Annotated in this window: 1 rRNA gene (running past one end of the window); it reads right to left on the bottom strand. The window is 52.0% G+C overall.

The features are described 5' to 3' along the window. Positions 1 to 19: 19 nt before the first annotated feature. Positions 20 to 2,868, bottom strand: a 23S ribosomal RNA gene (locus PMI24_RS23810) (it continues 42 nt past the right edge of the window).

Here is a 2,868-nt window from a genome sequence, read left to right as displayed (position 1 = left end):
CAAATTGCTTGGGTGTTATATGGTCAAGCCTCACGGGCAATTAGTATTGGTTAGCTCAACGCCTCACAGCGCTTACACACCCAACCTATCAACGTCGTAGTCTTCGACGGCCCTTCAGGGAACTCAAGGTTCCAGTGAGATCTCATCTTGAGGCAAGTTTCCCGCTTAGATGCTTTCAGCGGTTATCTTTCCCGAACATAGCTACCCGGCAATGCCACTGGCGTGACAACCGGAACACCAGAGGTTCGTCCACTCCGGTCCTCTCGTACTAGGAGCAGCCCCTCTCAAATCTCAAACGTCCACGGCAGATAGGGACCGAACTGTCTCACGACGTTCTAAACCCAGCTCGCGTACCACTTTAAATGGCGAACAGCCATACCCTTGGGACCGGCTTCAGCCCCAGGATGTGATGAGCCGACATCGAGGTGCCAAACACCGCCGTCGATATGAACTCTTGGGCGGTATCAGCCTGTTATCCCCGGAGTACCTTTTATCCGTTGAGCGATGGCCCTTCCATACAGAACCACCGGATCACTAAGACCTACTTTCGTACCTGCTCGACGTGTCTGTCTCGCAGTCAAGCGCGCTTTTGCCTTTATACTCTACGACCGATTTCCGACCGGTCTGAGCGCACCTTCGTACTCCTCCGTTACTCTTTAGGAGGAGACCGCCCCAGTCAAACTACCCACCATACACTGTCCTCGATCCGGATAACGGACCTGAGTTAGAACCTCAAAGTTGCCAGGGTGGTATTTCAAGGATGGCTCCACGCGAACTGGCGTCCACGCTTCAAAGCCTCCCACCTATCCTACACAAGCAAATTCAAAGTCCAGTGCAAAGCTATAGTAAAGGTTCACGGGGTCTTTCCGTCTAGCCGCGGATACACTGCATCTTCACAGCGATTTCAATTTCACTGAGTCTCGGGTGGAGACAGCGCCGCCATCGTTACGCCATTCGTGCAGGTCGGAACTTACCCGACAAGGAATTTCGCTACCTTAGGACCGTTATAGTTACGGCCGCCGTTTACCGGGGCTTCGATCAAGAGCTTCGCGTTAGCTAACCCCATCAATTAACCTTCCGGCACCGGGCAGGCGTCACACCCTATACGTCCACTTTCGTGTTTGCAGAGTGCTGTGTTTTTAATAAACAGTCGCAGCGGCCTGGTATCTTCGACCGGCGTGGGCTTACGCAGCAAGTGCTTCACCCTCACCGGCGCACCTTCTCCCGAAGTTACGGTGCCATTTTGCCTAGTTCCTTCACCCGAGTTCTCTCAAGCGCCTTGGTATTCTCTACCCAACCACCTGTGTCGGTTTGGGGTACGGTTCCTGGTTATCTGAAGCTTAGAAGCTTTTCTTGGAAGCATGGCATCAACCACTTCGTCGCCTAAAGGCAACTCGTCATCAGCTCTCGGCCTTAGAATCCCGGATTTACCTAAGATTCCAGCCTACCACCTTAAACTTGGACAACCAACGCCAAGCTGGCCTAGCCTTCTCCGTCCCTCCATCGCAATAACCAGAAGTACAGGAATATTAACCTGTTTTCCATCGACTACGCTTTTCAGCCTCGCCTTAGGGACCGACTAACCCTGCGTCGATTAACGTTGCGCAGGAAACCTTGGTCTTTCGGCGTGGGTGTTTTTCACACCCATTGTCGTTACTCATGTCAGCATTCGCACTTCTGATACCTCCAGCAAGCTTCTCAACTCACCTTCACAGGCTTACAGAACGCTCCTCTACCGCATCACTTACGTGATACCCGTAGCTTCGGTGTATGGTTTGAGCCCCGTTACATCTTCCGCGCAGGCCGACTCGACTAGTGAGCTATTACGCTTTCTTTAAAGGGTGGCTGCTTCTAAGCCAACCTCCTAGCTGTCTAAGCCTTCCCACATCGTTTCCCACTTAACCATAACTTTGGGACCTTAGCTGACGGTCTGGGTTGTTTCCCTTTTCACGACGGACGTTAGCACCCGCCGTGTGTCTCCCATGCTCGGCACTTGTAGGTATTCGGAGTTTGCATCGGTTTGGTAAGTCGGGATGACCCCCTAGCCGAAACAGTGCTCTACCCCCTACAGTGATACATGAGGCGCTACCTAAATAGCTTTCGAGGAGAACCAGCTATCTCCGAGCTTGATTAGCCTTTCACTCCGATCCACAGGTCATCCGCTAACTTTTCAACGGTAGTCGGTTCGGTCCTCCAGTCAGTGTTACCTAACCTTCAACCTGCCCATGGATAGATCGCCCGGTTTCGGGTCTATTCCCAGCGACTAGACGCCCTATTAAGACTCGCTTTCGCTACGCCTCCCCTATTCGGTTAAGCTCGCCACTGAAAATAAGTCGCTGACCCATTATACAAAAGGTACGCAGTCACAGAACAAAGTCTGCTCCCACTGCTTGTACGCATACGGTTTCAGGATCTATTTCACTCCCCTCTCCGGGGTTCTTTTCGCCTTTCCCTCACGGTACTAGTTCACTATCGGTCAGTCAGTAGTATTTAGCCTTGGAGGATGGTCCCCCCATATTCAGACAAAGTTTCTCGTGCTCCGTCCTACTCGATTTCATGACTAAGAGATTTTCGCGTACAGGGCTATCACCCACTATGGCCGCACTTTCCAGAGCGTTCCGCTAATCTCAAAGCCACTTAAGGGCTAGTCCCCGTTCGCTCGCCACTACTAAGGGAATCTCGGTTGATTTCTTTTCCTCAGGGTACTTAGATGTTTCAGTTCCCCTGGTTCGCCTCTTGCACCTATGTATTCAGTACAAGATAACCATCTTATGATGGCTGGGTTCCCCCATTCAGACATCTCCGGATCAAAGTCTGTTTGCCGACTCCCCGAAGCTTTTCGCAGGCTACCACGTCTTTCATCGCCTC

The organism is Pseudomonas sp. GM25, from assembly GCF_000282255.1.
GTDB lineage: Bacteria > Pseudomonadota > Gammaproteobacteria > Pseudomonadales > Pseudomonadaceae > Aquipseudomonas > Aquipseudomonas aphyarum.
The sequence above is the reverse complement of the archived record's forward strand: the minus strand, read 5'-3'. Positions and strand labels throughout refer to the sequence as shown.